This is a genomic window from Psychrobacter sp. TAE2020 (assembly GCF_018919485.1).
GTDB lineage: Bacteria > Pseudomonadota > Gammaproteobacteria > Pseudomonadales > Moraxellaceae > Psychrobacter.
Genome location: NZ_JAHLMU010000001.1, coordinates 2,630,048 through 2,655,976, shown reverse-complemented (window position 1 = coordinate 2,655,976; position 25,929 = coordinate 2,630,048). Strand labels below are relative to the sequence as shown.

Genomic DNA, 25,929 nt, shown 5'->3' with positions numbered 1-25,929 from the left:
ACAACGGTAAGTGCATTATAGTCTATTTTGTTACATTTTATACTTACCATAACTTAAAGATATCAGCGCTTATTTGCCGCCTGAAATGATAAAGTTTTTACCACAACTATTTATTGGACTGCTACAAGTACCGAACTGGCTGCCCTCATAACAGATATGCACTTCGGTAAGAATAGATTGACGCCGGTTAGCATCCTGACAGATCAGGTCAATACTGGCACTATTCATTCTACTGTTTAGTCGAGTCATCTGACCTAGAAAACTTGACTTAGAAACGGTATAACTATTGCCACTATTGAGTTCACTTGGTAACTTTAACTCGCTAGCAAGACTGACAATCTGGCGAAAGTAGCTGTTGGCACTCAGTGGGCTACAAGCTCCGTATCTATACCATGCTTGGCTTCGAACCGTACTATCTGGCATGATACGGTTGACCACTTTAAGTTGCAAAGGCGTCAAATCAGGCTCGCTACCCCGTTCACAACGATTGCCATAACCTAGATTGAGACCTGCTACAGTCAGTGAATAGCCTTCTAAACACTGGCGCATGCGCGAACGCGAGGGTTGCATTTTACATAACGCTGGAGTCATCTCAATCATCAGTACTCGCTGCCCGCTCTTAGATACATTGGCAGCTTGAGCGGGCGTTGATGTCATCCCTAGTAGCAGGCAGCATCCTACGATAGCACTAAACAAAGTAGACTTAGTAGACTTAGTAGGTGTATTAGCTGCTGAATAGCTGCCGGTTATCGACTTTAATTTTATGATACAGCACCACCATAGCTGCTTAATCAACTGCGAGTTAGTGATTATAGGACTGGTATGTTGTAAGGATTTTTTTATCATAATTAATAAAACATTCAGTCGTTATCAAGCGATGGTTATAGACTTAGGTAACCATACTCAGAATAGTGATAATATTTAATGCAATGGTAACAAAACCCTTTTTTTAATCTATAGCAGAAACGTAAGTTGCTGAGCAAACCGCTGAGGATATTCTTTTATTAGCGCCCAGTTTCGACAGTAGCTTCTACTAAAATAGTAGGTAATAAGACTATAAAATAAACTCTGAAAAATAGAGTAAATAAGGTAACACCAAGGAACACCTGCTTAGGGTGTGTTTATTGAATACTTTTAGCAACAAGGCTAAAAAAATAAGCCATTAGTAGCGAACTACTAATGGCTTATTTGCACAAATAATGATTTAAATAATAGCGACAGACAGACTATAGCAACGCTACGGTTGACGGCTATCAACTATAGTTAAAAAGCGGCTGGAATAGTACCCATACGCTGAGTGATGGGCTGCCCACGACCTAATAGATTACTATATATCGTAGCATTCTCCATCACATGTTTAACATAATTGCGGGTCTCAGGATAAGCGATAGATTCAACATACTGGTCAGCATCAAGCGTCCCATACACTGGCTGCCAGCGCTTAGCTTTATTAGGTCCTGCGTTATAGCCTGCCGTTGCTAGTACTGGCTGATAATTTAACTTAGCCAAAATATCACTCATATACCAAGTGCCATAACGAATATTAGTATCGCCACTATTAGCTTTAGTTGAGCTATAAGATTCGCCTAAATTACGAGCAATATACTTTGCGGTGTCAGGCATAATTTGCATCAGACCACTAGCGCCAACGTTCGAGCGTGCCGAGGTCACAAAACGACTTTCTTGACGCATAATGCCATAAGCCCAAGCCGGATCGATACCTGCTGACTGGCTATAACGAACTACAGAGCTCTGATGTGGCATTGGATGTGATAGCGCTAAACTACTGGCTTTATCAGTATTATCAGCCGCATAAACAGCACGATCAAGCCAGCCTAGATCATGTGCTTGTAGCGCTGCTGCAATGATCAAGTTGTCATCACGCTTGTCACGAGCCTGCTTAACCGCCCAGTTCCATTCGCGATTGGCATGAGTTCGATTGGCATCACCATTATATAAGGCGAAAGCACGGGCGAAGTTTGGGTCTTGCAGGACACGAGCACGATCAGCGTTACTAACGTTAGGTAAGTTACTGCCGCCTAAGGCATTAATATCAAAACGCTGACCCGCCTTATCTTTAGCCATTAAACCATAATACTCATTACTCTTGGCTAGATGCTGGTACATTTTTTTGGCCGTATTACGATTGCTGCTGTTACTTGACTGCTCATAAGCACGTGCTAGCCAATACTGCCATTTGTTAAGCTTTTGAGTCTCAGCATCCATTTTGGAGATGGCTTCAACGACATCATCCCAACGACTAAAACGAATGGCAGCCATAGCATAATCTTCAGCTTCTTCGAAGTTAAAGTCATCATCCAAGCTGTTATGGAACCAATCAACAGCTTCAGCATTGAAGCCATCATCAGTATTGTGCCCCATACGCTCAACCCCAAGGATACGATAGGCATAACGACGAGTTTCATCATTTAACAAGCGCGCTGAACGCTGATTGTCTTGCTTAATATCGAAGTCCAGCTGTAGCGAGGCTTCACGATAAGATTTGTCAGCTAAGCGTCCCATAGCATATAGATATAAGTATTGGTTGGTTTGGCTATTAGGCTGCATGCCAAAACGACTGAAGAACGACGTTGGGCTTAGCTGGATTTCACTGAGTGCTGAATAAGGAATAGTGGTGCCAAGACGCGATGATAGAGTCATTATGTCCCCAGTCTTACCCTTACGCAGCATACGTTTTAGCCGTGCCGCTCGATCTTGATTACTGATCAACGCATTGTTATTCATCTCAGTCGCTAGCTGCTCACATAGTGCTGGCTGCTTGAGAGTTTTAAGCCAAACGTCTGATTTCTCTGCCATGGCACGCATAGTATCGCCACCATTATTAAAACCTAGCCCAATAGCACAGCGCTCGCTCGCATCGGCGTTGGTGATCAAATTGGCCACTTGACGTACGGAAGCATAATCCCCTGCAGCTGCTTTAGTTTCAGCAAAATCAGCAGCCAGTTTTTCTGCCATAACGGTATTTGGATATTGACGAACAAATTGTGATACTGCTGCTGAACTTTGCGAATTCAAATCTAAGTTCATTCGCCAATAAGTAGGATACATCGCAAACAAACCACCGCTCATCGACTGCTCATAATTATAGAGCGCATTCACATCGCCACGACTTTCCGCTTGGGCGGCAGCATTAAAGGAGCTAACACTACTATCTTGCTGAAAATTAGTCGATTGCTGAAAATTAGTCGATTGCTGAAAGTTGCTTGGTTGCTCAAAGTTATTCGATTGCTCAAAATTGGTTGGTTGCTGATAAGTATTCTCTTCACTATTACCCCATGTCAGCTCAGCATGAGCGACTTGTGATAACCCTAGCGCACTCATTGCCGTTGCTAAGCTAAGAGCACTCATTTTCAGGGTGGCGGCATTGAAGCGTTTGGGCCTAGTGTCACTATTACTAAGGTTGTGGGCAACATTATGCTTTGTCATTCTGACTCTCTTAATTATGTAAAGACGTATTAGATACTCGACCTTAAGGTTATTATCGAATTATCAGACACGCCCTAATAAGGCTTAAACAGCGATTCATTGAATATCGCTAAGGTGATGGCGCTTATCATACTATATTAAGCCAACATTAGGCCAATGTTGAACCCTTACCTTTACTAATTATAAATAAATAGGACAATAGCGAGTAACACGACCGTGATATCAATGCTTTAAAATGCACAACTAGTTGTAATCTAATACTTTAAGTTAACTGTATAAGATAATGGTTAAAGCCTAGTAATAACTAATAAAGCTCTATTACTAAAAATGCTATGAGTTAAAAGCTAGCATTAAAGCGCTGTTATCAAAGTCTGTGCTTAGCTTAGACAGCGATTAGATAAGCAATTGATACTATTATAAATAATTTATCATAATTATAGCTATCAGACTAAGCTTCTTTTTCACATTGCTGACCGATTATGATAAAATATGCCACCATTAATGGCCTGCTGCCGCTATATTCTGTTTGTTAATCATGGACTTTACTTATGAGTGTTACTGTATTTAACCCCCGCATCGATGACGCTGTTGCTAACCAAACTGATAGCGATATGGTTAGTGGTACTATGGTCAATGCTCCTGTAAAGCTAGCCTCAGAGGCAGCGCCAGCCATAGCAGCTAAAAAAGTCTTTATTACTACTCAAGGCTGTCAGATGAATGTCTATGATTCTGGCAAAATGATTGATGTGCTCGGCGATTCGCATGGTATGGAAGTCACTTATAATATCGATGAAGCTGATGTGCTATTGATGAATACTTGCTCTATTCGTGAGAAAGCACAAGAAAAAGTCTTCTCCGAATTAGGCCGCTGGCGCAAGTTAAAAGAAAAACGTCCAGAGTTAGTGATTGGTGTCGGCGGCTGCGTAGCTTCACAAGAAGGCGATAATATCCAAAAGCGTGCGCCTTATGTCGATATGGTATTTGGACCACAAACTTTGCATCGCTTACCTGAGTTGTATGATCAATCCAATAAGCAGCAAGATATTGCCCCAAAAAACCGTATCGGTACTATCGATGTGTCCTTCCCTAGCATTGAGAAGTTTGACTTCTTACCAGAGCCTCGCGTCGAAGGTTATAAAGCTTTTGTCTCGATTATGGAAGGCTGCTCAAAGTATTGTTCATTCTGTGTAGTGCCTTATACTCGCGGCGAAGAGTTGTCGCGCCCACTCGATGATGTATTGGCTGAGATTGACAGCTTAGCAGAGCAAGGTGTTCGTGAGATAAACTTATTAGGTCAGAACGTCAACGGCTATCGTGGCGAAAAAGACGATGGCAGCATTTGCCGTTTTGCTGAGCTATTACACTACGTCTCACATGTCGATGGTGTAGAGCGTATACGTTATACTACTAGTCATCCATTAGAGTTCACTGATGATATTATTGACGCTTATGCCCAATTACCAGAGCTAGTATCACATCTACATCTACCAGTGCAGAGTGGCTCTAATGCGATATTGGCTGCGATGAAGCGCAACCATACTATTGATGTTTATATCGATCAGATCAATAAACTTAAAGCTATTCGTCCTGATATTCATCTCTCTAGTGATTTCATTATCGGCTTTCCTGGTGAGACCGATGAAGACTTTCAGCAAACGCTAAATTTAGCTAAAGAATTGAACTTCGATCATTCCTATAGCTTTATCTATTCTAAGCGTCCGGGTACCCCAGCTGCTGAACTGCCTGATGATGTGACCTTTAAAACTAAAAAAGCACGCTTAGCCGAATTTCAAAAGGTTATTATCGATTCAACGCTACAAAAATCTCATGAGATGGTTGGTACAACCGCTCGAGTATTAGTCGAGCAAGTAGCCAATCGTCATCCTGATTGCCTGATCGGCACTGCTGATAATACTCGTACGGTGATGTTCCCCTATGACGCTGATAAAATGGACGAGCTACTAGGCAAGATCGTTAACGTGCGCATTACTGACTTCGTTAGTCCGCATATGGTCAAGGGCGATCTGGTTGAGGTCTTGGCTTAGGTTGATTTATCTTTAATTAGTTGATGGAAATCTTGTAGGTTGGCGTGGAGCTTTTGACAGTCAACGATTATAGAATAAAAAAGCCGTTCGCTATTGATAGTGAACGGCTTTTTTATGGGTAAATGTTTATCTAGATTTAATCAAAAGCTACTCTGATGACCAGTCCGTGCGTCGCAGCTGTTGCTTGGTTTCACGACGGCGCTTTTTACGAGCGATATCGATATCTTCTCTTTCATGAATCCCGCCTTTTTTTAACAGCGGGTCAAGCGCCAAATAGTTGCGTGGTTTGACAGTGCCTAGTAATTGACTAGGGCTATTGAGAACATCGCTATTGCAACTTTCTAGCTGCCGTTCAATCTGCTTGGCCTTTTTTAAGGTTTGTTTTAAGCTCATTAGATTACCTATATTTATAATTTATTCGATCAATTTTGGTTTTTAGCGGCAAGCATTAGCCTTTAATACACATAACCTGCTTTAGCGTATGCACGACTTCTACTAAGTCGCTCTGATTGGCCATCACTTCATCGATATCTTTATAGGCGTTAGGAATTTCATCGATAACCCCTTTATCTTTACGACATTCGACGCCTTGGGTTTGTGCTTTTAACTCATCAATAGTGAAAGTACGCACCGCCTTACCCCGACTCATACGTCGCCCTGCTCCATGTGAACAGGAACAAAACGACTCACTATTGCCTAGACCACTAACAATAAACGACTTAGCGCCCATCGAGCCAGGAATAATCCCTAGCTCACCGGCATAAGCACTAATAGCCCCTTTACGAGTGACATAGACTTGCTCACCAAAATGCACTTCTTCATTGACGTAATTATGATGACAGTTGATAGCCTCTTTGGTTAGCTGAAAGCGTGGCAATCCTACTTGCGGCGACTGCAAGGATTTGATAACCAAGCGCATCATCTCGCGACGATTCTCCAAGGCATAGTCTTGCGCCCATTCCACAGCTTCAATGTAATCAGCAAAGCTATCAGAACCCGCAGCAAAGTAGGACAAATCACGATCAGGCACATGACCAAAGCGTGATTGACGCTCCTTCTTAGCCAAATTAATAAAATACTGACCAATACAATTACCAATGCCGCGACTGCCAGAATGTAGCATTACCCAGACATCATTATTCTCATCTAAGCACAACTCAATAAAGTGATTACCCCCGCCCAAAGTCCCTATTTGCTTGGCCCAAGTACGTTCAAAACCTCTGAGCATTTTAAGCAGCCCCGGATGTTTATCAGTAATCGGCTTTAACCGTTTTGCCAGTGGGTCAAGAGTCGATATTTTGGCTTGAATTTGCTTATGCATATTAAAACCAACCGGTACTTGTTGCTCCACTGCTAAACGTAGTGACTTTAGGCTATCGGGTAAATCGCTTGCTGTTAGTGATAGTCGCACTGCATTCATTCCACAGCCAATGTCGACCCCGACTGCCGCTGGAATAATGGCCGATTTAGTAGGAATCACACTCCCTACGGTTGCCCCTTTACCCACATGTACATCAGGCATCACTGCAATATGTGAATGCACAAACTCCAACTGTGCTAAGTTACGCAGCTGTTGTAAGGCACCTTGCTCTATATCAGTAGTGTAAATCTTCACTGGCAGCCCATTTTTACCACTTTCATTTAATACTAATTGAATGCTCATTAATCATTTTTCCATATTTTAATTATCATTGATACTTTATTGCTAAGCTTTTATTATTTTTTATCAATTATTCTTTATCAATTATTAGGCAATACTTATCCCGCCTAATTAAATAAGAAAATTATTTTTAATAAGTTAAATTTTAGACAATAAAATACCGTTATTTTTATTGAGAGCAAATAAATAATCTCAATAAAGATATATTCTATTTTTTGGTTTTTGAAGTTTAATAAAAGATTGATAGCAGGTACTAGCGAAAATAATATTTACTAATAAATATCGCTGGTACTAGTGCTTAGAAATAGTAGCTATGAAAGTGACAAACTGAGTAGATAGGATTATTTATTTACCATAATACGGCTGTGTATCATCCAAGAACTAGCAAAACGCTAGGCAGAATTGTCGATATAATCGTATTATATAAATAGATATTTCCGTGCAGCGCTAGACTAAGCATTGTATAGCAAGACTTAAGGTATAAGCCACTAAACATAGTCTAAGGTGATTAGCTCGGCAGATTTTGATAAAGCCAATAGACTAGCAGAGAACTGCTGTCTAAAACTTAGCCCAACCTTTGCGAGGTCATCACTGCTGTCATTTCATTAACACATTCAATCTTTAAAAACGTCAAAAACATCTTAGCTTTTAGGTGGGACATCGTCATTCCTCCATAGGTTGTGGCTAACTGTCAAAGGCTGACAATAGCAGGGTAATTAAGATAAGTTATTAGTGAGCGTTATAAAGTTACTCGCTAATATTGAATTATATTAAAGGTTTAAATTATAAAGTCAATAATTTTTTAAATATTCCAATAAAAATTTATTATATTAATACACAATAACATGTTTTGATCAATAACATGTTTTGATAGAGAAAAATTATGTTAATAGCTATAAAAAACTATAGTCAGCTAATAAAATATTTTATATCAATTTAATAAACTACTAATAACTTCCACTAATAAAGCGCCAGCAATTAACATAAAAATGACACTACAAGCACGATTTAACCAAGTTAGACGGTTACCAACATCGAGCCAGCCCGCTAGTTTTTTACCACCGACAGTATAGATTATTTGCCATATAGTCTCACTTAAGAATAGCCCTATAGTTAGCAAGATATATTGCGGAAAAAGCGCTGCGCTAAAATTGATAAATTTGGGGAAAAAAGCTGCGAAGAATAAAATAGCTTTTGGATTAGATAGCGACACCCAAACTCCAGTACGGAATAAGGTTAAGTTGGTAGGGCTAGTGTTGACCGCAGCGCTAGATAATGATCGTGGCTTAGGGGCTTGATGAAGGCTATAAGACCTATTAGCGTTATCCGACATTTCATCGTTATCTGAGTAGTCAGCAGCTACCTCTGCACTCACTGCGCGGGCGGCGTCCATCAAGCTACGGTCGCTAGTATCACGCCATGAGCTTATACCTAAATAGATTAGATAAACAGCACCCACTGTTTTGATAACCTCTAATAACCAAGGCGATTGACGACTAATGACATCCAGTCCAAGCAATGTCGATAACAGCAGAATAAACAGTCCCAGACTCAATCCTGCCAGCGTCCATAAGGTACGTTTGACGCCATAGTTCATGCCATATTGAAACGCCAATAGCATATTAGGACCGGGGGTCGCTGATATAAAAAACGTACTCGCAAAGAACACTGCAAACAGATGCCAAGACATCAACTAACCCCTAATGTATTGATTAAAAGCCTGTGCTTAGAGAGGCTATTATTAGAAAGCTTACACTGAAACGCCGTGCCACGCTAAACAACAACCATCAAAAAAACACCGCCATAAAGACGGTGTATTTTATACCTATTGAAGCTCATTTGAAATGATGATTAACTTTATAGTAGCTAAACGCTGGTACAATTCTCAAGCAAACGCTGTAGAAATCCATCACAGCGCTCAAGTTCAGCAAGTTCGACATATTCATCCGCTTTATGAGCCTGCTCAATACTACCTGGGCCACAGATGATAGTTGGAATGCCAGCATTAGTGAACTGCCCTCCTTCAGTAGCGTAGGCAACTTTATGGCGTTTACTATCCTCAACTAATGCCGCTATTAGCTGTTGTAGCTCGTCATTAGTGCTGTCAGTCATCGCTGGCACACTTTCTTCTTGTAGCAGCTCAATACCAGTCTCGGGGGCACGTAATTGCATCTGCGCGTTTAGCTCCGCAACTTTGCCCTGAATAGGTAGTAGGATATCCTCTTGAGTCATATGCGGTAGATTGCGATAATCAAAAGTAAATTCACATAAATTCGGCACAATATTAGTCGCCGTGCCTCCTTGAATCGTACCTACTGAGAGCGTGGAGTACGGTACATCAAATAGGGCATCGCTATCATCACGGTGACTTAATTTTTCTGCCAAATCATCGACAAAACCAATTAAGCGACTAGCATAGCTGATTGAATTGACCCCTTGAGTAGTCAGTGACGAATGAGCAGACTTGCCATGCACACGGCAGCGATACACCGCAATACCTTTATGCGCCACCACCATAGTCATATTAGTCGGCTCGCCAACGATACAATAATCAGGCTTGATACCACGATTTGCCAAATCTGCCAAAATTAATGGCGCTCCTAGACAGCCTACTTCCTCATCAAAAGATAAAGCCAAATGGATAGGACGATGCAGCTTACCGGCTTTAGAGAGCTTTACTGCCGCTGGTAGTAGATTCAGTGCACAAGCGATAAAACCCTTCATGTCGCAAGAGCCACGTCCGTAAAGGCGTGAGCCACGAATAGTAGCGTTGAACGGATCAGAAGTCCATTGCTGCCCATCGACTGGTACCACATCAGTATGCCCAGATAATACTAGACCGCCAGTGCTAATATCCGCGTGCTCACCAGCAGCCACTGTAACGAATAGATTGGCTTTATCTTGCGCCTGATTAAAAGTCAAATCCACTGACAAACCCAACTGCTCACAGTAAGCTTGCACTTGTTTAATAAGAGCTAGATTTGAATAGCGACTGACAGTATCAAAACTGATCAAATGGCTCAGCCAATCAACACTGTTATGAGGGTAAGCCTCAGTAGGCTTAGGCTGACGATCAGTTTGATAATCAGTGGTAGTGCTAGTAGTTACAACCATTGGATATCCCTTCAGTACATTAGTACATTCAATATAAGAGCAAGTCACCGAACGAGGCTAAAATCTTGCTTTTTTAGGCTTGTTGCTGGGCACGACGTTGCAACTCTTTTACTTGTTGATCTAATCCGGCAATCGGCCCTTCTACTGGTACATTGGGCGCAACTTGTTGAATAGCTAAGCTGTTGATCGGTGAAGTCGATTCCACCCCCATCTCCTGCATCCACTCGCCCAATTGTTCAGATGAGCTAATATAGACAATACGGCCAAGACCAGCCCAAGCATGCGCCGCTGAACACATAGCGCAATGCTCACCTGAAGTATAGACTGTGGCTTGTGCTCGTGCCTCTGCAGTCATATTTTGCGCCGCCCAACGAGCTACTGCAATTTCCGGATGATAAGTAGGATCAACGCTATTAGCACGGTTACGATCTTCATTCATTACCGTACCGTCAGCGGCGACTAGCACACTACCAAATGGCTGATCGCCAGCCTCTAAAGCTTCAGTTGCTAGCTCAATGCAGCGCTGCAAATGTTGTTGGTCATTATCCTTTGTCATAATCTATTCTCCAGCTTATTTTTATTTATCAGTAGGCGGTGTTCAGCAGTTCGGTACACACAGCCCTATCTAATTATCACTATCGAACACGCTCTAATGCTTAACCCCCATATTAGCTTTTATTTCAGCATTGTATTGAGGGCAATTTGCTCCCGATAGCTTACTGAGGTTACTAAACCGTGAATAGGCTTTAATTGCTAACGATCAGTCGTTAAAGCGAGGCAGTTAAACATAAAAGCTAAAAGGTTTACGATGGATTGTTTTTATTCATTATATCGATCACAGGTGGGATACGCTTTGGCAACTTGCCCTCTGCTTGTAACTCTTTAGTAGTTTTGGCATCTATAGCCAAACCTGCAATCAGCGGCAGATCTTTTACTGGTTTGCGTGGACGAGTAGCAAAACTGACTGGCACCATACGGGCAAACTCATAAAGATGAAGGTAAGACTCTTCGCCCCCTTCAAAATCTTCATCGTCTTCTAGGCGAATACCACCGATCTTAGCTAGATCAATGAGCATTTCGTTCTCTTCGCTAGTTAAATGACTATCCGTAATACCAAACCCAGTCATAAAGCCATTTGACCACTGTTTCAAGGCCATTACTCGCTCGTATAAATCATGTTCATCATCAGGTACTAATGGCGCAAAAGCATAAGCATCATCTTTATCTTTGAGCTGAAATACCGTATCTTCAGCCTCTTCGGCTAATAAGGTCAATGCAGGCTCTGGTAGTGGCGAAAAGCTTAGTTCCTCAAGTACAGTAGCCCAGACTTGCTCATCAGGCGCATCACAGGCAGTCATCATACCAGTCATAAAGCCGTGCAATTCGCTGATAGTCACATCAGTCCACTCTTCAAATACAGTAGACCAAGTATTCCAGCCTGAGATATTATCATTCATAAAAGATGTCCTAGTTATTGGTTAATGCTATTTAGTTATTAATTAGCGTAGCTATAAATAATTATAGCCAACTGACCAATCGAGATATAAAGTAAGACAATAAGGGTAATTACCTTGTTGATATAGATATTATGCGGTCACCTATGGCATTATTAAACGTATAAGCATAAATTCATTCACACTCTACTGGTTAAGGATACAAACTGACTATGTATGATCAATTAAAAGTCTTAGAAAAAATGATACTCGATATCAAAAAGCAGCATCAACTTGTCAGTGGCGAACTTAATCGCCTCAAACAGCGGCCAAACATCGATCCCAAAGAATTGTCAGCACTCAAGGCCAAACTAGATAGCAGTTATGCCGAACGTGACAATGGTAAAAAACGCTTGGTTGAGTTAGATAATCGTTATCAAAGTTTAGCTGAAGCTCATCATATGATAGGGGAAGAACAAGATAAAATTCAAAACCAACTGGCTGAGTTGCAACAAAGCAATGAACAGTTGCAGCAGCATAACAATACGCTTAAACAGCAAAGCTTGGAGCTGCAACAGCAAAACGAAGAGATCAAAAAGCAAAATAATGATTTGCAAGAGAAAAACCAATTGGCAGCAGAGCGCACCCAAGTGGTACTGCAGCGTTTGACTCGTATTGACCAAATAGATGGTTAGGCTCAGTTGCCCTTTACTTAGCTCACCACACTTTAACTATTCTTATATTTTGTAGGATTTTTTATGACCGATAATAACTCAAATACTCAAGCTACAGCGCCACAAAAATCAGCAGCTACTGATAAAAAACCTGACAATCAAGAGCTTAAGTCGGCTATTCAGACGCTAAGCGCTAATAGTGCACCATTAGCAGCCAAAGGTGCTGATAGCTCTAAAAAAACGGTAAAACCTGCTGAATCACCAATGAAAATGGTCAATATCTTTATTGCTGACTCCAGTTACAATATCTTTTGTCCAGTACATGAAGAACAAGAATTACGCTCGGCTGTGCATTACATCAATAACTTCGCTACCGATATAAAAAAAGACGCCCCTAAATTGAGTCAAGAAGACTTACTGGTTTTAACTTGCTTAAACTTATACGAAAAAATTCAAGACAATAATAAGGCCGAGATCAGTCGTCAGCAGCAAAATGATCAAAACGAAGCATTTTTAAACAAAGTCATAAAAGATGCGCAGTCCATTTTATAACAACTTTATAGCAGCCACTATAAATAAGTATTGGGATTAACTGGTATAAAGTCAAAATAAAGAGCTAGTTTTTTGCCTTATGGCTCATAACCTCTGCCTGCATGAAAATCAGCTTGATGTTCATAATTGCAAAAGAACAAGGTATTGTCTTCTGTTGTATCACTAACAGCAGCCTTGGATGCCACAGTTTTGGTTTCGAGCACACCACGGTATTCGGCTAAGCTATGACCACAAAAATTGCAATTGCGTGGTTCGGTTACGTCGCCTTCTTGTGGCATCATGCTTTTTGGTGCACGTGGGTACATGACTTTATAAAACAGCCACATGCAGATCCAAACTATAATTATTATGATGATAATAGCAAACACGATAGTGCTCCTTTGAACAATATTTAATGATCTATGACTTAAAGTTTACTGTAACTGACGCAGCCAGCACAATGGCTGATCTGTGTAATTACTCATTAATTAACTAGTCGTTAAGTAAAGTACAAGTATTAAAAACTAAGCTATTAAAGATTTAGTTACTAAAAAGTAAGTTACTTAATACATTGCTTAGTAAGTCGCTTAATACAATAGCCCATAAAAAACTGGCTCTGTAATAACCAATTAGCAGAGCCAGTTTTTTATTTCTATAAAGCTTTAATCAGCGTACAGCTAATGATTAGGCAACCGTTGAATAATCACTCTAATAGAGCTATAACTGCAGCTCACTAATATCAGCAACCGTCAAGAACAACGCCCGAACTTGCTTTAGCAGTGCCAAGCGATTGTTTTTAAGCGCTAGCTCTTCGCTATTGACCATTACCCCTTCAAAGAATTGGGTTAATGGCTCATCTAAGTTAGCTAGCGTTTGCAGGATCTGAGTGTAATCAGCTTGTGCCAGCAAAGGCTCTACTGCTGTCTGTGCTTGACTCACCGCCCGATATAACTCCTGCTCCGCAGGCTCTGCTAATAACGACTCATCAACACTACTTGCCACATCAGATTCAGACTTAGCCAAAATATTAGCCACGCGCTTATTAGAGTCTGCTAGCTTTGATGCTTGCGGCAATTCACTAAAGGCTTGTACGCCACGAATACGCTGATCAAAATCTAATGGCATATGCGGGTTGATGGCTTGTACAGCTTGAATAGTATCAACGCTGACACCTTGTTCAGTATACATCGCCCGATAGCGTGAATTCAAAAAGGCCATTACTTGAGTAAAAGTATCACCCATTTCAGCAATTTTGCTGTCTTCGCCACTAGTATAGTTGTTAACCGCTTGCTCAACTAGAGTAACCAAATCAATAGGTAGTTGCTTTTCGATCAAGATACGCAAGATACCAATAGCTGAACGGCGCAAGCTAAACGGATCTTTTGAGCCAGTAGGCGCTTGGTCGATAGCAAAAATACCTACTAAGGTATCTAAACGATCCGCTAAGGCCAAACATATTCCAATAGGGGTTTTTGGTAATACATCCCCACTGAATTTCGGCAAATACTGCTCTTCCAAACTAGCAGCAACCGCTTCAGGCTCATCATTAAGACGGGCATAATAAGTGCCAGCGATACCTTGTAGTTCAGGGTACTCACCGACTAAAGAGCTGGCTAAATCAGCTTTAGACAAAATAGCCGCACGCACCGTTTCATCAATATTAATTTGCATACCTTGCTGTTGCATGAGGGCAGCAATAAAAGCAGCTAGCTTAGCAATACGTTCAGACTTCTGCCAAATAGTACCGAGTTTGTCTTGAAACACTCGGGTTTTTAGGTTTTCAGTTAGCGCAAATAATGGCTGCTTTTGATCTTGTAAGAAGAAGAACTCAGCATCGGCCAAACGTGGACGTACTACTTTTTCATTACCTTGCACAATTTGATTAGGGTCTTTGGATTCAATATTAGTGATAAAGATAAAATAAGGCTGCAGCTTGCCAGCTTTATCAGTCAAACAAAAATACTTTTGATCCGCTTGCATGGTTGAGATTAGCGCTTCTTGCGGTACTTGCAAGAACCTTGGCTCAAAGCTTGCGCGCAAGGCAATTGGGAAATCAACCAACGCCGTCACTTCATCCAATAATTCTGGTGGGACGATAGCATTAGCATTAACTTGATCAGCTAAGGCTTTGACTTGATTCTTGATCAGCGTTTTGCGCTTATCAAAATTAACGATTACCTTGAGACTTTGTAGAAGCTCTTCGTAGTTATCAGCATGGTCAATAGTATGGTAATCAGGACTATGGAAACGATGGCCACGTGTTTGCGTACCTGTTTGCTGACCTTGAATAACAGCTTCAATAACCTGATCATCTTGCATCAGCACTGCCCACTGTACTGGTCGCACAAACTCCTCTCTTGAGGTGCCTGAACGCATACGTTTAGCTATAGGCAAGTGATCTAATGCGGTTTGTAATATTTGTGGCAATAATTCAGTGACCGCCTGACCAGTGACTTTTTGCTCATAGCCAATATAATCACCTTTGTCAGTGTTAATAGTGATCAGCTCGCTTGCCTCAATGCCAAGACCTTTGGCAAAGCCAAGCGCTGCGCGAGTAGCATTACCTTCAGCATCAAAAGCTGCTTTGATCGCTGGGCCACGTTTTTGTTCACTACGATCCGGCTGCTTGTCACTGATACCTTGAATCTGTAACGCTAAACGACGCGGCGCCGCAAAAGAATGGATACTATCGAAGCTAATATCAGCCTCATTTAATTGCTCAGTAACGCTAGCTTGTAGCGCATCACGCAAGGTTTTTAGGCTCTTTGGGGGCAACTCTTCACACCCCAGTTCAAACAAAATGCTACTCATGGGATGCTCCTATTTATTATTATTGTTAGTATTGTGGTTAGCTTTTTTGCTGTTTAACTTATTATCATCAGCATTATCTACGTTAAACTTTTTCTTAGGTAAATACTTATCTAAAGCCGCCTGACGGTGTGCCTCATCAGCTAATGGAAAGCCTAACTTTGCTCGTGCTTCAACATAGCCCAGTGCTACTTTACGTGCCAAAGTACGCACTCGTAGAATAAAACGTTGACGTTCAGTGACCGAAATCGCCCCACGGGCATCGAGCAAGTTAAAAGCATGCGAAGCTTTAAGAACCATCTCATAAGCAGGTAGTGGCAACCCTTCAGCGACCAATTTATCCGCTTGCTGCTCATAGAAATCAAAAAACTCAGCCATCTTTGGCACATCAGCATGCTCAAAGTTATAAGTAGACTGCTCCACTTCGTTTTGATGAAACACATCACCATAAGTGACACGGCCGAACTCACCATCCGCCCATACTAAGTCGTAAACACTATCGACACCTTGAACATACATAGCCAAACGCTCAAGACCATAGGTAATCTCACCAGTAACAGGGAAACACTCAATACCGCCGACTTGCTGAAAATAAGTAAACTGCGTCACTTCCATACCATTGAGCCATATCTCCCAACCTAGACCCCACGCTCCTAACGTTGGCGACTCCCAGTTGTCTTCCACAAAACGCACATCATGAACTAAAGGATCAATTCCTATAGCTCTTAGAGAGTCCAAATACAGCTCTTGCATATTAGGGGGGTTAGGTTTGAGTACCACTTGAAACTGATAATAATGCTGCAAACGGTTAGGGTTGTCACCATAGCGGCCATCAGTGGGTCGACGTGAGGGTTGCACATAAGCGGCATTCCAACGTTCAGGACCTAAAGAACGCAAAAAAGTTGCGGTATGAAAAGTACCCGCGCCCACTTCCATATCATAAGGTTGTAACACTACACAGCCCTTTGAGGCCCAATAGTTCTGTAGAGTTAAAATTAAATCTTGAAAGGTCAATGTTTGGGTATTTGTAACTTCGGAAGTCATAGAGGAATCACTGTGGAATGAGTAAAATTAGACAAAACTAAAACCTACTTGTGCATAAGTAATGCAGTCTATTTGATGACGTATCTGTTTAACCACCTACCTTACTAAAAAATGGCTATTTTATCTATATTTACAGCAATTAATTTATAGTTGCTAAGCTTATACGCTAATTGATAGTAGAAATAAAATTAAAAAAATACCCAGATGAATAAACATCTGAGTAGGAGGAAAGGTATGTCATGTCATCCTGTTTAGACAGGCTTTTTGTTTTTTAGCATCTAGTGATGCTATAAGATTACTTGGTCAAACTAGTAGACTAAGATTAAGACTTTTATTATTCATACGATTGGGCGTTAGCATTAGGCATGATAATCCACAATATAATGTAAATTAAGATTCCGGGTACTGCTGCGCTTAAAGAAGATATAATCACGAATAACAGGCGTACCCAAGTTGGTGACCACCCTACATATTCTGCAACGCCACCCATTACTCCGGCTAACATGCGATTATTCTTAGAGCGATGCAACTTTACTAACTTGTTTGACGAGTTGGCCAAATCTTATACTCCTTATTATTCTACTTAACTTGCCAATAAGTATAGCAATCATTTCTACTATATCTGTTTAAAATGTAGGCGTACTTTGTGAATTTATGATAACTAAAGTTGCCATAGTCTGTCATTGTGCCTTGTAAGTAGCTGATTCTAAATAGTTATTTCAAAATGTTTCAGAGTCCCTGTTGTTGCGCCTTTGTTGCCACTATTTTATACGGTTTAATTCAAACAGTTACAACACCCTTTATCCACTAGGCATCATTAACCATAAAACAGCTTATATTTTCACCGTCACTAATCATGATAATAAGAGTATTTACAATAACTCACCTGTATATCTATACAAACCTTTATACCATACCAATAAATAATGTTCATAATTGACGTTAATGAATTAGGTTAATAAATAGCGCCAATAAATAACAATTATAAATCACTCATTAAAGTGATCTCTACTACTGTCTTTGATAAAGCTAACGGTTTAACCAAAACTGCTTGTAAGAAAACCAACCTATCATTTAAAATGAATTTTTAAGGATTATTATGTACGATGCTGGTCTGATGATTGGACATTTTGAACCGCTACATTTAGGACAAATGCGCAGTATATTGGCAGCAGCAGGACAAGCCAAAAGCTTGCACATTGTCATTACTAAGCATCCATCACCACACCCAGACTTTTATATTACTTTACAAGACAAGGCCCGCTGGCTACAGATGGCCTGTGCTAATCTACCCTTTATCCATATTCATACCACTAAAGAGATTGCTCTACCTTTACATGAGCGATTTGATGATGTGATTATTGATATATCAACTAGCAACGCTAAATTGCAACGCTTAACGGACGCTTTGAGCTTGCCAAAGGATGCCGTACTGTTCGTCGCTGATAATCATCCTCTAGCGCAACCAGAGTTATGTGAGCAGTTATTAATGCCTGTCGCCACTACCCCATTGCAGCCAGAGTTTGACTCTTATGCTATTGCTCGTAATCCAATAGCACATTGGTTGGCATTGCACCCACAAGCGCGTGGTAATTATACTAAGACTATCGCTATCGTAGGTGGTGAAAGCTCAGGTAAAACCACCTTAGTACACAAACTAGCCAATTATTATGGTGCTACTTTTGCGTTAGAGATGGGTCGGCTGTATGTAGGTACTGATTTAGGTGGCAGTGAGGTTGGACTGCAATATAGTGACTATGGCCCTATCGCCCTAAATCATGCCCAAGCCATACGGATAGCAACTGCCAACGCTACTGCTCCAGTAACTATCGTTGATACTGACTTTGTCACTACTCAAGCTTTCTGTGAAGAGTACGAAGGTCGTAACCATCCCTTCGTCAGTGCTTGTATTAATGAGTTTCAGTTAGACCATACTATTATGTTGGATAATAATACACCATGGGTCGCTGACGGTATGCGCTCGTTAGGAGATACTGAATCACGAGGACGCTTTGAGCAGCGACTATTAGAGATTTTTGACCGTCATAATATCGACCCACACCTGATAGACAAGCCTGACTATGATGCACGTTATCAAGAGGCAATCGCCTTTATTGATCAGCATATCTATGGCAAAACCGGCAAACCGATTTAGTAAAAACTATAATAACTTATAATTTACAGCTCATATAGTCGTCACTTACTTAAGCAAAGACCTGACTTATAAAGGTTTTAATGAGGATTTTAAATTCAAATATAAGTTTTAACGTAATGCTAAGTACGACTGCCAAATACCATTCTAAGTACAACTTTAAGCAAAAATTTTGAGGATAATTATGCGCATTCAGCTATTGGACAATATTACTGGGAAATGGGCGCTACAGTGGATAGTCACTTGGTTTATATCAGGAGTGCTAGCATTATCTGCAGGCTTTTGGTTGACTACTAATCATGAAACGCTGGATTGGTTTTATTTGGGCGTCTCTTTCGTAGGGTTAGTCTGTGTAGTATCACTGTCTTTCCGCAAAAACATCTTAGGTAACGGCTTTGGTATGGGCGCAACCGCTGGCGAAGTGGTAGTACAAGCGACAGCAGGGTCTGTTGGCTTAATGCTAGCACCACTATTTAACTTCTTCACTCATTTATACGGACTTTTCTACTGGACGAAAAACACCGATGCTGATGGTGATATGATTCCTAAATCAGCTAATAAATGGGTGTGGCTAATTACTGGTAGCTTTATGATTATTGGTTTAGCGCTATTTCCCACTGTTAATGATCTATTGAGCAGCTATGGCTATGCCGTTGTAGAAGATGATAATAGTAAGTTTTTAGGCTTTATTTCATTCTTCTGGATTAACGTTATTGCTTTTATAATCTCCATTACCGCGCAGGCAGCGATGATCTTGCGTTACTCGTTTAACTGGTGGCTATGGATTCTGTCTAACTTCGTCTGGTTGACAGTAAACTTAATGTCTGGCAACTATATATTTGCCATTCAAACCATGGTTTACCAAGTAAACTCTTTTGTCGGACTCTATGAATGGTATCGTAGCGAGCAAAATGCCCTAGAGAAAACGGTATAAAACCGAGTATTTAATTAGAGGGCCTAAGCATGCTCTACATGACCGTATAGGTTATGCTTACTCTCTAATGAATAGTCTTTAATAAATAGTCGCTATACCTAACACTATTAAAATAACACCTTATCAGTGTAACGCTTTACTAGATAATATAGTCAGCTATGTTAAATGGTGCTATAACTGATAGCACCATGTAGCTTGATCATTAATAGCTCTATCACTAACAAGGAGGTTAGTATGTCTCGTACTCGACAACCCCAGATGTCTAAGCGCTCACTTGAACAGTGGCTCAGTGAATACGCGGTAAGTCATCAAAACCTTATTAATAAAAAAATCCATTGGCTATGCGTACCTGCTATCTTTGTCAGTATTTTAGGGATGGGCATGTCATTATCAGTATGGTTCACTCTAGTACTGAGCGCTTTGGTTTTATTATTCTATATGCAGCTATCTACCCCTCTGTTTTTAGCGATGGGGTTGTTTATTGCTATTTGCTTAGCGGTAATGGCCAGCCTACCTTTAGGATTTAAGCTTTGGGCGGGAGTATTTGTTATTGCTTGGATTGGACAGTTCGTCGGTCATAAAATTGAAGGCCAGAAACCTTCATTTTTCGAAGACCTACAGTTTTTATTAATTGGGCCAGCGTGGGTTATTAATAGTTTACTACCTAATAGACCTTCTAAAAACACTTAGGCTAACAATCAGAACTTCTAGAAAAGTCCATTAAATACCAACAGCACACTATTCACTACTATCTCATAAATAAAAAAGCGCGGCCTCGCTGTTAGATTAATAGCAAGGCCGCGCTTTTTACCAATTATCTATTAAAGCTTTATTGAATAGCTGTATGAATCAAACACTGCAATCCATCATTGATCGAGTGTTTGCACACCACCACCGTTAACAAATATAGTCTGCCCACTCACCCAAGTCGAAACTGGTGAGGCAAAATACAGCATAGCACCTGCTATATCATCAGCTTCACCTAAACGCTGAATAGGTGTATGTGCTAGCATTTTCTTTTCGATTTCAGGCGTTAATACTGTTTTTAAAGCGTCAGTACGAGTGGCACCTGGTCCGACAGCATTAATACGGACTTCTGGACCAAAATCATGGGCTAAGTTAGCTACCATATGGTTCACAGCTGCTTTTGAGCTAGCGTAACCACTCATGCTTGGGTCTTTATTGATACTTGACATAGAAGTAGTGAATACAATAGAACCATAGCCAGATTTTTTCATATGCGGTACGCATAATTGGCATAAGCGCCAGCCACTGAATACATTTAACTCAAAGTCGCGACGGATATCATCGACAGATATTTTAGATGGGTTTTCACGACCACCACCACCACCACCAGCGTTATTAATAAGAATGTTTATACTACCAAATTCTGCCATGACTTTATCGACCATAGCCACTAAGTCATCGTCTTTTAGAATGTTACATTCTATCGCTAAGCCTTTAACGCCTAGTTTTTCTATATCTTTGATAGCAGCTTGAGCGTCCTCTAACTTTAAATCTGCAATGGCGATGTTTGCGCCAGCTTCTGCTAGACGTAAAGCCGTAGCTTTACCGATACCGTTAGCACCACCAGTAACAATGGCGGTCTTTCCTGTCAAATCGAACAGTTCATCAAACTGTTTATGTTTAAATTCTTGCATAACGATACCTTATAATAATTATTGAAAAAACGGTTATTAAATATTTAATGCTAAAAGCTTAGTTATTTCCGCCAATAGGTAGTAATTTACCTTGTATCGGTGTTAAACAATTATCTTAGGCTTTTTAACAAGCCACTCAATAATTATGCTCTGCTGCCCTAAAATTAGTGTGGCAAGTTGGCTAATTTTTGTAATATTTATTTATTCAATGCCTATAATAGTAACGATATTTTTGTAAAGGTTGATTTGACAATCAATTTGCTCTAACTGTATTTTCAACATAGCCTTCGACACTCTCTTTATTTAAGCAGTTGCTCGTAAAGGCAGTGGCTCATAAACATAGTCCTAGCCTAATACTTTCATCGCTGCTGGAAGATACTAACTAATGGGATCTTATATTGATATCATCCGCAATCTAGATCAGCTTTATCCTTATAAAGAAATATTAATAAAATGCTTTAACTCCTCTGACTGTTGACCTACTGGTACGGTCTTATTAACTGCGTTTTGAACCGCTCTCCAGATATAAACATTGTTGCTAGCAGCGCTCTTTTGATCTCTTTCTTTCCAGTTATAAGTATCCCAACCATTATCACTTGAGGCTTGCTTACTCTGTGCTTCAAGTTCTTGAAATAGTACTTTTATAAAAGAAGTACCATAGGCTTTATTGTCTTTAATGATGGAATCACCATTAGTATAAGTAGTAGCTTTTATAGAACGGGGAATATTAAACTCTTTTTTCTCGTCAACCAACTGAAACAGCCGAGTCCACATTGCACTTGCATTGTAGCTTAACTGCATAGTAGCTTCTAACTCCTCTAAATTCTGCGGTAAGCTTGCACTAATTCGTTTACCTAAGCCTTTATTTAACAAGGATTCAGACCACTGAGCAGTGCCTTCTGTTAACCATCTATTCTTAAACATAAAATAGCTGTTTTGATACATATGGAACAGTTCATGGGCAGGGGTTCCATTAGTAGCTTTTAACGTGGCTTTAAGCTTCATAGAAATATTACAGTCAAGAGTATCTAAGGCTTTATCGGCAGTAACTTCATCGTAACTCAAACCGTTACCGTCTATAAGCGCCATTATAACTTTAATATAATTAGCTCGCTGATAACGAGGTTTGTCCAATGGCGCCGTTAACCCTAGTACTTGTTGATAAAGCATATCCGCAGCTACTAATTGGCGCTGTAAATCAACAAGTTGTTGATTAGATATAAGCGCTTTAGTTTCTGCTACTTTTTGACTATCGATTACAAATTTAAAATCACCTTTTTCTTTATATTTTTGGTCAATAAAAGATAATGGTTCATAAGCCTTCTTCATAGCGTGACACCTACCCTCATCTTTGTCTAAGTCACTATTTTTGCCATTATGATTGTCATTAGCAAAATTATGTCTTACAACAATAACTGTAGTCATTAGTATTAATAACACTAGCACTAATTTTAAGGTCTTCATATTATGTACTCGCCCGTATAATAAGGTGAAAACCAAAAAATGCTTTAATCTTTATTCTAGTGAGCCTCATTATGCTGTTAGCCATTATTGCCACCTATATAACTAGCTTAGCCTGATATCAATATCAATATCGTGGTAACAAGTTGTCATATTTTTATAGCTCATCAACTTTCAGATGCTGTTAAAGAAGCATAATTATGCATAATTCTTTTAGATAGCTCATAGCAACTCTCTTGACTTTCAGCGCCCAACACAATGCTTATATAGTGCACATCCTCATCGATCCAATAGTTGATTAAATTGGACCCAATACCCACAAGATTACCTGTTTTCAGTCCTATAACAGCGGCATGAGCAAGTAGCAGTTTGTTAGTGTTAGAAACTTTTTTACCATTAAATTCAAAATATTTTAAAGAGCAGTAGGAAGCTAATGTGGTGTATTTGCTGACAAATACCTTTGCAAGCTTACTCATATCTTGGGCAGTAGTATAAGCACTTCTATCGAGACCTGAACAGCTAGTATAATGGCTATTTGTAAGGCCAAGCATATGTGATTTACGAATCATTTGGGGTATAAAATAGCTCTCACTACCAGAATGCCAACAAGCTAGTGCATAGGCAGCTTCATTAGAACTGGCGATCAAAGTGGATTGGATAAGCGTTGATAAAGAGATTTTTTCACCTTTTTTATAGAACTTGTAGTAATCACTACTTCCTCTTAATAAGTCTATGGGCGTCAGCGTCGCTATCATCAGCATGACCAAAAATAGCTGCTGCTAACCAACACCAGCTAGTCCAACTAGCCAAGGAAGAGCGTTAAAGCCTTCTGTAGCATCAACCCACCAAGGGGAAGCCTGTGACTGACCGCCAATGGCTTGACCTTCAATTTCACCAGCTTGTAATTCAATAACGTAGTCCCCTACTTTTCCTGTATCTGGCACGTATTAATAGTAGCTACCATCTTCGCCTAAACCTATAAGAGCACTATCGGTGCTGTCATAGAAGCCTTCAATGATAAGATCAGGTGTATTGCTGTCCTCTTCAAATGAGATTTCTAAATGCTTACCTATCCGCTTAGTTATTATGTGATCTGATGCCTTTCCAGTAACTTGCTCAATAAGCTCATAGTTCACTTTATTTCTGGCTTGGATAACTGTAGGTGAGCTATCTTTTGTAACAATGATTTTTTCAGCAATCACACTGTCTTTACCGTTAACTTTAACCGTAATGTCATTCATAAGTTCATACTTGGACTATTGATTTTGAGAGAAATTATTATCGAAATAAAATTATTGAGAGATCTATTCTTCCAATATGACAGTAGCGACAATTCGATAATTATTTCGACGTCCTTGTCTAGTAGTATTAGTATCTACAGGTTTATATTCACCATATCCCATAGTAGTCAGCTTCATACTGTCGACGCCATATTTATTTACTAAAATACCTTTGGCTTTATTAGCGCGTGCCTGAGAAAGCTCTAAGTTGTAGTTATCAGAGCCTTTGTTATCAGTGTGATCTTCTAAAATAACTATATTAATCGTACGACGGGTTTTGATAAAGTCAGCCATTGCACCTAACTCAGCTGTGGTATTGGTTGTAATTTTAGTGCTGTCAAAGTCAAACAAGACCGTAAACTGTTTTTCATTTCTTATCGGTAGATTTATTGCTGGAGGTTCTACTGTTAACGGCATTACAACAATAGGTTGAGGAATCACTGCTGGTTTAGGGGTGCTACAGTCTATGAAAACACGACTAATTTGATGCGTTTGACGCATGCTTTGACTCAACAGCGACAATACTTGTGTAGTAGGCAGTTTTTCAATCGTAGATGCGCCTGCTGCAGACAGGCTTATTTTTAAATAAGTCGTGGTTTGCGGTATAAAGTTAAACCGCTTTGACTGAGCTAGTACTTGTGCACTTATGCTATTCATATTTTGAACAGTAACTATCTGTGAGCGATTACAGATAACAACGTCTGAATAATGATTACTAGTTAAGCTAACTTGAAACAGATTGTCTAAATTAGCGCCAACAAGATCATCAGAACCAATGCCCACTACGATAGGGTTTGTTTGAGTAGCAGTCTCACTTTGACGTATAAAAACAATTCGGCTTTCGTTAGCTTTTAGTATGCTGTCACTGGGCTGCTCAAAAACAACTCCACTCTTTTTCTACTTGATTTTATTGATTGCAATATCAGCATTGGATAGCTGATTGCCAGCCATCATTTGACAACCAATTAGACTCATTGCTATTACTAGTACTGGCGATAATAATATTTTGCTATTCATGTCATTACCTCTAAGTAAGCGAAAAATGAAGCCTATTAGTATTTGTTCTACTGAGCCTCTACCCATCCTACAAAAATAGCAGAAAAGCCTTATTTCTCTCATTAAATTTAGTTTGTTAATACAACAAACGCATTAGCAGCTACCCCAGTAACTGTTAATGCTTTCGATTAACATTACTAATTTATTGTAAAACCATCTATCTTTATCGCCTAAATATTCCGATCTAAAGGCAGTAAACTCAGAGAAAATATGAAAAACACACTGATATAAGCTCAATTACAGTGACCACCACTATGCTAGGGATCAAGTTAATTCTGTATCAGCTTTAATTAAGATATAGAAGGCGGCGGATTTATAGACTTAAGCACCGAATTGCAGGCATAAAAAAAGCCTCACTACATTACATAGTGAGGCTTCCTGCTTTTTCAAGCCATATTTGGAGCGGGAAAAGAGATTCGAACTCTCGACCCCAACCTTGGCAAGGTTATGCTCTACCACTGAGCTATTCCCGCATATATCAGAACGTAGTGTTATTCACGACTACCTCTGGATAGGCTGGCTATTCTAACAACTATTACGACAGTGTCAATCTTTTTTTTCTTCACCAACGCCTATCATAGGATCTTTAGACCTATATAAACATTGACTTCGAATTTAAATAATTGATT

General features: G+C 40.1%; 24 protein-coding genes and 1 tRNA gene. 6 read left to right on the top strand and 19 right to left on the bottom strand.

The genetic code is table 11. The annotated features are described in order from the left end of the window. Positions 1-69 precede the first annotated feature (69 nt). The gene (locus KPY62_RS10915) at positions 70-846 is read right to left on the bottom strand and encodes a ribonuclease T2 family protein (protein ID WP_228730668.1); all 777 of its coding nucleotides are present in this window, start codon (positions 844-846) and stop codon (positions 70-72) included. A 417-nt stretch (positions 847-1,263) separates the two neighbouring features. Then, the gene (locus KPY62_RS10910; RefSeq protein ID WP_216582002.1) at positions 1,264-3,447 is read right to left on the bottom strand and encodes a lytic transglycosylase domain-containing protein; all 2,184 of its coding nucleotides are present in this window, start codon (positions 3,445-3,447) and stop codon (positions 1,264-1,266) included. Positions 3,448-3,995: 548 nt separating this feature from the next. On the opposite strand from KPY62_RS10910, the gene miaB reads away from it, so the two are divergent. Continuing rightward, positions 3,996-5,492: a tRNA (N6-isopentenyl adenosine(37)-C2)-methylthiotransferase MiaB gene (miaB, locus tag KPY62_RS10905; RefSeq protein ID WP_216582001.1), complete on the top strand. Its 1,497-nt coding sequence runs from the start codon at positions 3,996-3,998 to the stop codon at positions 5,490-5,492. A 147-nt stretch (positions 5,493-5,639) separates the two neighbouring features. Here the strand turns inward: miaB and KPY62_RS10900 are convergent, their stop codons facing one another. The 6 genes from KPY62_RS10900 to KPY62_RS10875 form a co-directional block, all read right to left on the bottom strand. After that, complete coding sequence (locus KPY62_RS10900) at positions 5,640-5,885, bottom strand: hypothetical protein (protein ID WP_216583411.1); 246 nt, start codon at positions 5,883-5,885, stop codon at positions 5,640-5,642. Between the two features lie 55 nt (positions 5,886-5,940). Beyond that, entirely contained in the window at positions 5,941-7,155 is a 1,215-nt protein-coding gene (locus KPY62_RS10895) for an RtcB family protein (RefSeq protein ID WP_216582000.1), read from the bottom strand. Between the two features lie 928 nt (positions 7,156-8,083). Continuing rightward, a complete protein-coding gene (locus KPY62_RS10890) occupies positions 8,084-8,842 on the bottom strand; it encodes a LysE family translocator (protein ID WP_216581999.1) in 759 nt (252 codons plus the stop codon). A 176-nt stretch (positions 8,843-9,018) separates the two neighbouring features. After that, positions 9,019-10,266, bottom strand: a complete 1,248-nt coding sequence (argE, locus tag KPY62_RS10885; RefSeq protein WP_216581998.1) for an acetylornithine deacetylase — start codon at positions 10,264-10,266, stop codon at positions 9,019-9,021. 73 nt (positions 10,267-10,339) lie between these two features. Next, positions 10,340-10,822 (bottom strand): nucleoside deaminase, encoded by a 483-nt coding sequence (locus tag KPY62_RS10880; RefSeq protein ID WP_216581997.1) that lies wholly within the window; start codon positions 10,820-10,822, stop codon positions 10,340-10,342. A 247-nt stretch (positions 10,823-11,069) separates the two neighbouring features. Next, on the bottom strand, positions 11,070-11,723 hold the full coding sequence (locus tag KPY62_RS10875; RefSeq protein ID WP_201623487.1) for a UPF0149 family protein: 654 nt from the start codon (positions 11,721-11,723) through the stop codon (positions 11,070-11,072). 209 nt (positions 11,724-11,932) lie between these two features. Between KPY62_RS10875 and KPY62_RS10870 the strand changes: the two genes are divergently transcribed. Together KPY62_RS10870 and KPY62_RS10865 are read left to right on the top strand one after the other, a co-directional pair. Continuing rightward, positions 11,933-12,394, top strand: a complete 462-nt coding sequence (locus tag KPY62_RS10870; protein WP_216581996.1) for a hypothetical protein — start codon at positions 11,933-11,935, stop codon at positions 12,392-12,394. 63 nt (positions 12,395-12,457) lie between these two features. After that, positions 12,458-12,925, top strand: coding sequence for a cell division protein ZapA (locus KPY62_RS10865; RefSeq protein ID WP_216581995.1), 468 nt, complete (start codon positions 12,458-12,460; stop codon positions 12,923-12,925). Positions 12,926-13,002: 77 nt separating this feature from the next. Here KPY62_RS10865 and KPY62_RS10860 read toward each other — a convergent pair whose 3' ends face one another. From KPY62_RS10860 to KPY62_RS10845, 4 genes are all read right to left on the bottom strand, one after another. Then, positions 13,003-13,251, bottom strand: coding sequence for a hypothetical protein (locus tag KPY62_RS10860; RefSeq protein WP_228730667.1), 249 nt, complete (start codon positions 13,249-13,251; stop codon positions 13,003-13,005). Between the two features lie 370 nt (positions 13,252-13,621). Continuing rightward, positions 13,622-15,715 (bottom strand): glycine--tRNA ligase subunit beta, encoded by a 2,094-nt coding sequence (glyS, locus tag KPY62_RS10855; protein WP_216581993.1) that lies wholly within the window; start codon positions 15,713-15,715, stop codon positions 13,622-13,624. 9 nt (positions 15,716-15,724) lie between these two features. Further along, a complete protein-coding gene (glyQ, locus tag KPY62_RS10850; RefSeq protein ID WP_216581992.1) occupies positions 15,725-16,756 on the bottom strand; it encodes a glycine--tRNA ligase subunit alpha in 1,032 nt (343 codons plus the stop codon). A gap of 334 nt (positions 16,757-17,090) precedes the next feature. Beyond that, positions 17,091-17,315 carry a PspC domain-containing protein gene (locus tag KPY62_RS10845; RefSeq protein ID WP_228730666.1) on the bottom strand — a complete coding sequence of 75 codons (225 nt, stop codon included), beginning with the start codon at positions 17,313-17,315 and terminating at the stop codon, positions 17,091-17,093. Between the two features lie 540 nt (positions 17,316-17,855). Between KPY62_RS10845 and nadR the strand changes: the two genes are divergently transcribed. From nadR to KPY62_RS10830, 3 genes are all read left to right on the top strand, one after another. Further along, complete coding sequence (nadR, locus tag KPY62_RS10840) at positions 17,856-18,911, top strand: multifunctional transcriptional regulator/nicotinamide-nucleotide adenylyltransferase/ribosylnicotinamide kinase NadR (RefSeq protein ID WP_216581991.1); 1,056 nt, start codon at positions 17,856-17,858, stop codon at positions 18,909-18,911. A 181-nt stretch (positions 18,912-19,092) separates the two neighbouring features. After that, positions 19,093-19,842, top strand: coding sequence for a nicotinamide riboside transporter PnuC (gene pnuC / locus KPY62_RS10835; protein ID WP_216581990.1), 750 nt, complete (start codon positions 19,093-19,095; stop codon positions 19,840-19,842). A gap of 234 nt (positions 19,843-20,076) precedes the next feature. Continuing rightward, positions 20,077-20,532: a DUF962 domain-containing protein gene (locus tag KPY62_RS10830; protein WP_216581989.1), complete on the top strand. Its 456-nt coding sequence runs from the start codon at positions 20,077-20,079 to the stop codon at positions 20,530-20,532. A 176-nt stretch (positions 20,533-20,708) separates the two neighbouring features. Here KPY62_RS10830 and KPY62_RS10825 read toward each other — a convergent pair whose 3' ends face one another. The 7 genes from KPY62_RS10825 to KPY62_RS10795 all read right to left on the bottom strand — a co-directional run bounded on the left by KPY62_RS10825 (position 20,709) and on the right by KPY62_RS10795 (position 25,773). Next, on the bottom strand, positions 20,709-21,503 hold the full coding sequence (locus tag KPY62_RS10825; RefSeq protein ID WP_201623479.1) for a glucose 1-dehydrogenase: 795 nt from the start codon (positions 21,501-21,503) through the stop codon (positions 20,709-20,711). A 432-nt stretch (positions 21,504-21,935) separates the two neighbouring features. Beyond that, positions 21,936-22,967 carry a hypothetical protein gene (locus tag KPY62_RS10820; protein WP_216581988.1) on the bottom strand — a complete coding sequence of 344 codons (1,032 nt, stop codon included), beginning with the start codon at positions 22,965-22,967 and terminating at the stop codon, positions 21,936-21,938. 164 nt (positions 22,968-23,131) lie between these two features. Next, the gene (locus KPY62_RS10815; protein ID WP_228730665.1) at positions 23,132-23,719 is read right to left on the bottom strand and encodes a D-alanyl-D-alanine carboxypeptidase family protein; all 588 of its coding nucleotides are present in this window, start codon (positions 23,717-23,719) and stop codon (positions 23,132-23,134) included. Between the two features lie 24 nt (positions 23,720-23,743). Further along, the gene (locus KPY62_RS10810) at positions 23,744-23,908 is read right to left on the bottom strand and encodes a hypothetical protein (RefSeq protein WP_216581987.1); all 165 of its coding nucleotides are present in this window, start codon (positions 23,906-23,908) and stop codon (positions 23,744-23,746) included. Positions 23,909-23,911: 3 nt separating this feature from the next. Beyond that, positions 23,912-24,205, bottom strand: coding sequence for a hypothetical protein (locus KPY62_RS10805; protein ID WP_216581986.1), 294 nt, complete (start codon positions 24,203-24,205; stop codon positions 23,912-23,914). Positions 24,206-24,268: 63 nt separating this feature from the next. Continuing rightward, positions 24,269-24,901 carry an OmpA family protein gene (locus tag KPY62_RS10800; protein WP_216581985.1) on the bottom strand — a complete coding sequence of 211 codons (633 nt, stop codon included), beginning with the start codon at positions 24,899-24,901 and terminating at the stop codon, positions 24,269-24,271. A gap of 797 nt (positions 24,902-25,698) precedes the next feature. Beyond that, positions 25,699-25,773: transfer RNA gene (locus KPY62_RS10795), tRNA-Gly, on the bottom strand. Positions 25,774-25,929: the final 156 nt, after the last annotated feature.

Bases quoted from the DNA above. Each gene is read 5' to 3' on its own strand.
- miaB (WP_216582001.1), top strand. From the start codon at position 3,996: ATGAGTGTTACTGTATTTAACCCCCGCATCGATGACGCTGTTGCTAAC.
- KPY62_RS10900 (WP_216583411.1), bottom strand. From the start codon at position 5,885: ATGAGCTTAAAACAAACCTTAAAAAAGGCCAAGCAGATTGAACGGCAG.
- KPY62_RS10830 (WP_216581989.1), top strand. From the start codon at position 20,077: ATGTCTCGTACTCGACAACCCCAGATGTCTAAGCGCTCACTTGAACAG.
- KPY62_RS10910 (WP_216582002.1), bottom strand. From the start codon at position 3,447: ATGACAAAGCATAATGTTGCCCACAACCTTAGTAATAGTGACACTAGG.
- KPY62_RS10800 (WP_216581985.1), bottom strand. From the start codon at position 24,901: ATGAATAGCATAAGTGCACAAGTACTAGCTCAGTCAAAGCGGTTTAAC.
- KPY62_RS10825 (WP_201623479.1), bottom strand. From the start codon at position 21,503: ATGCAAGAATTTAAACATAAACAGTTTGATGAACTGTTCGATTTGACA.
- KPY62_RS10890 (WP_216581999.1), bottom strand. From the start codon at position 8,842: ATGTCTTGGCATCTGTTTGCAGTGTTCTTTGCGAGTACGTTTTTTATA.
- argE (WP_216581998.1), bottom strand. From the start codon at position 10,266: ATGGTTGTAACTACTAGCACTACCACTGATTATCAAACTGATCGTCAG.
- KPY62_RS10860 (WP_228730667.1), bottom strand. From the start codon at position 13,251: ATGTGGCTGTTTTATAAAGTCATGTACCCACGTGCACCAAAAAGCATG.
- glyQ (WP_216581992.1), bottom strand. From the start codon at position 16,756: ATGACTTCCGAAGTTACAAATACCCAAACATTGACCTTTCAAGATTTA.
- KPY62_RS10865 (WP_216581995.1), top strand. From the start codon at position 12,458: ATGACCGATAATAACTCAAATACTCAAGCTACAGCGCCACAAAAATCA.
- KPY62_RS10875 (WP_201623487.1), bottom strand. From the start codon at position 11,723: ATGAATGATAATATCTCAGGCTGGAATACTTGGTCTACTGTATTTGAA.
- KPY62_RS10820 (WP_216581988.1), bottom strand. From the start codon at position 22,967: ATGAAGACCTTAAAATTAGTGCTAGTGTTATTAATACTAATGACTACA.
- glyS (WP_216581993.1), bottom strand. From the start codon at position 15,715: ATGAGTAGCATTTTGTTTGAACTGGGGTGTGAAGAGTTGCCCCCAAAG.
- pnuC (WP_216581990.1), top strand. From the start codon at position 19,093: ATGCGCATTCAGCTATTGGACAATATTACTGGGAAATGGGCGCTACAG.
- KPY62_RS10815 (WP_228730665.1), bottom strand. From the start codon at position 23,719: ATGATAGCGACGCTGACGCCCATAGACTTATTAAGAGGAAGTAGTGAT.
- KPY62_RS10870 (WP_216581996.1), top strand. From the start codon at position 11,933: ATGTATGATCAATTAAAAGTCTTAGAAAAAATGATACTCGATATCAAA.
- nadR (WP_216581991.1), top strand. From the start codon at position 17,856: ATGTACGATGCTGGTCTGATGATTGGACATTTTGAACCGCTACATTTA.
- KPY62_RS10805 (WP_216581986.1), bottom strand. From the start codon at position 24,205: ATGAATGACATTACGGTTAAAGTTAACGGTAAAGACAGTGTGATTGCT.
- KPY62_RS10915 (WP_228730668.1), bottom strand. From the start codon at position 846: ATGATAAAAAAATCCTTACAACATACCAGTCCTATAATCACTAACTCG.
- KPY62_RS10895 (WP_216582000.1), bottom strand. From the start codon at position 7,155: ATGAGCATTCAATTAGTATTAAATGAAAGTGGTAAAAATGGGCTGCCA.
- KPY62_RS10880 (WP_216581997.1), bottom strand. From the start codon at position 10,822: ATGACAAAGGATAATGACCAACAACATTTGCAGCGCTGCATTGAGCTA.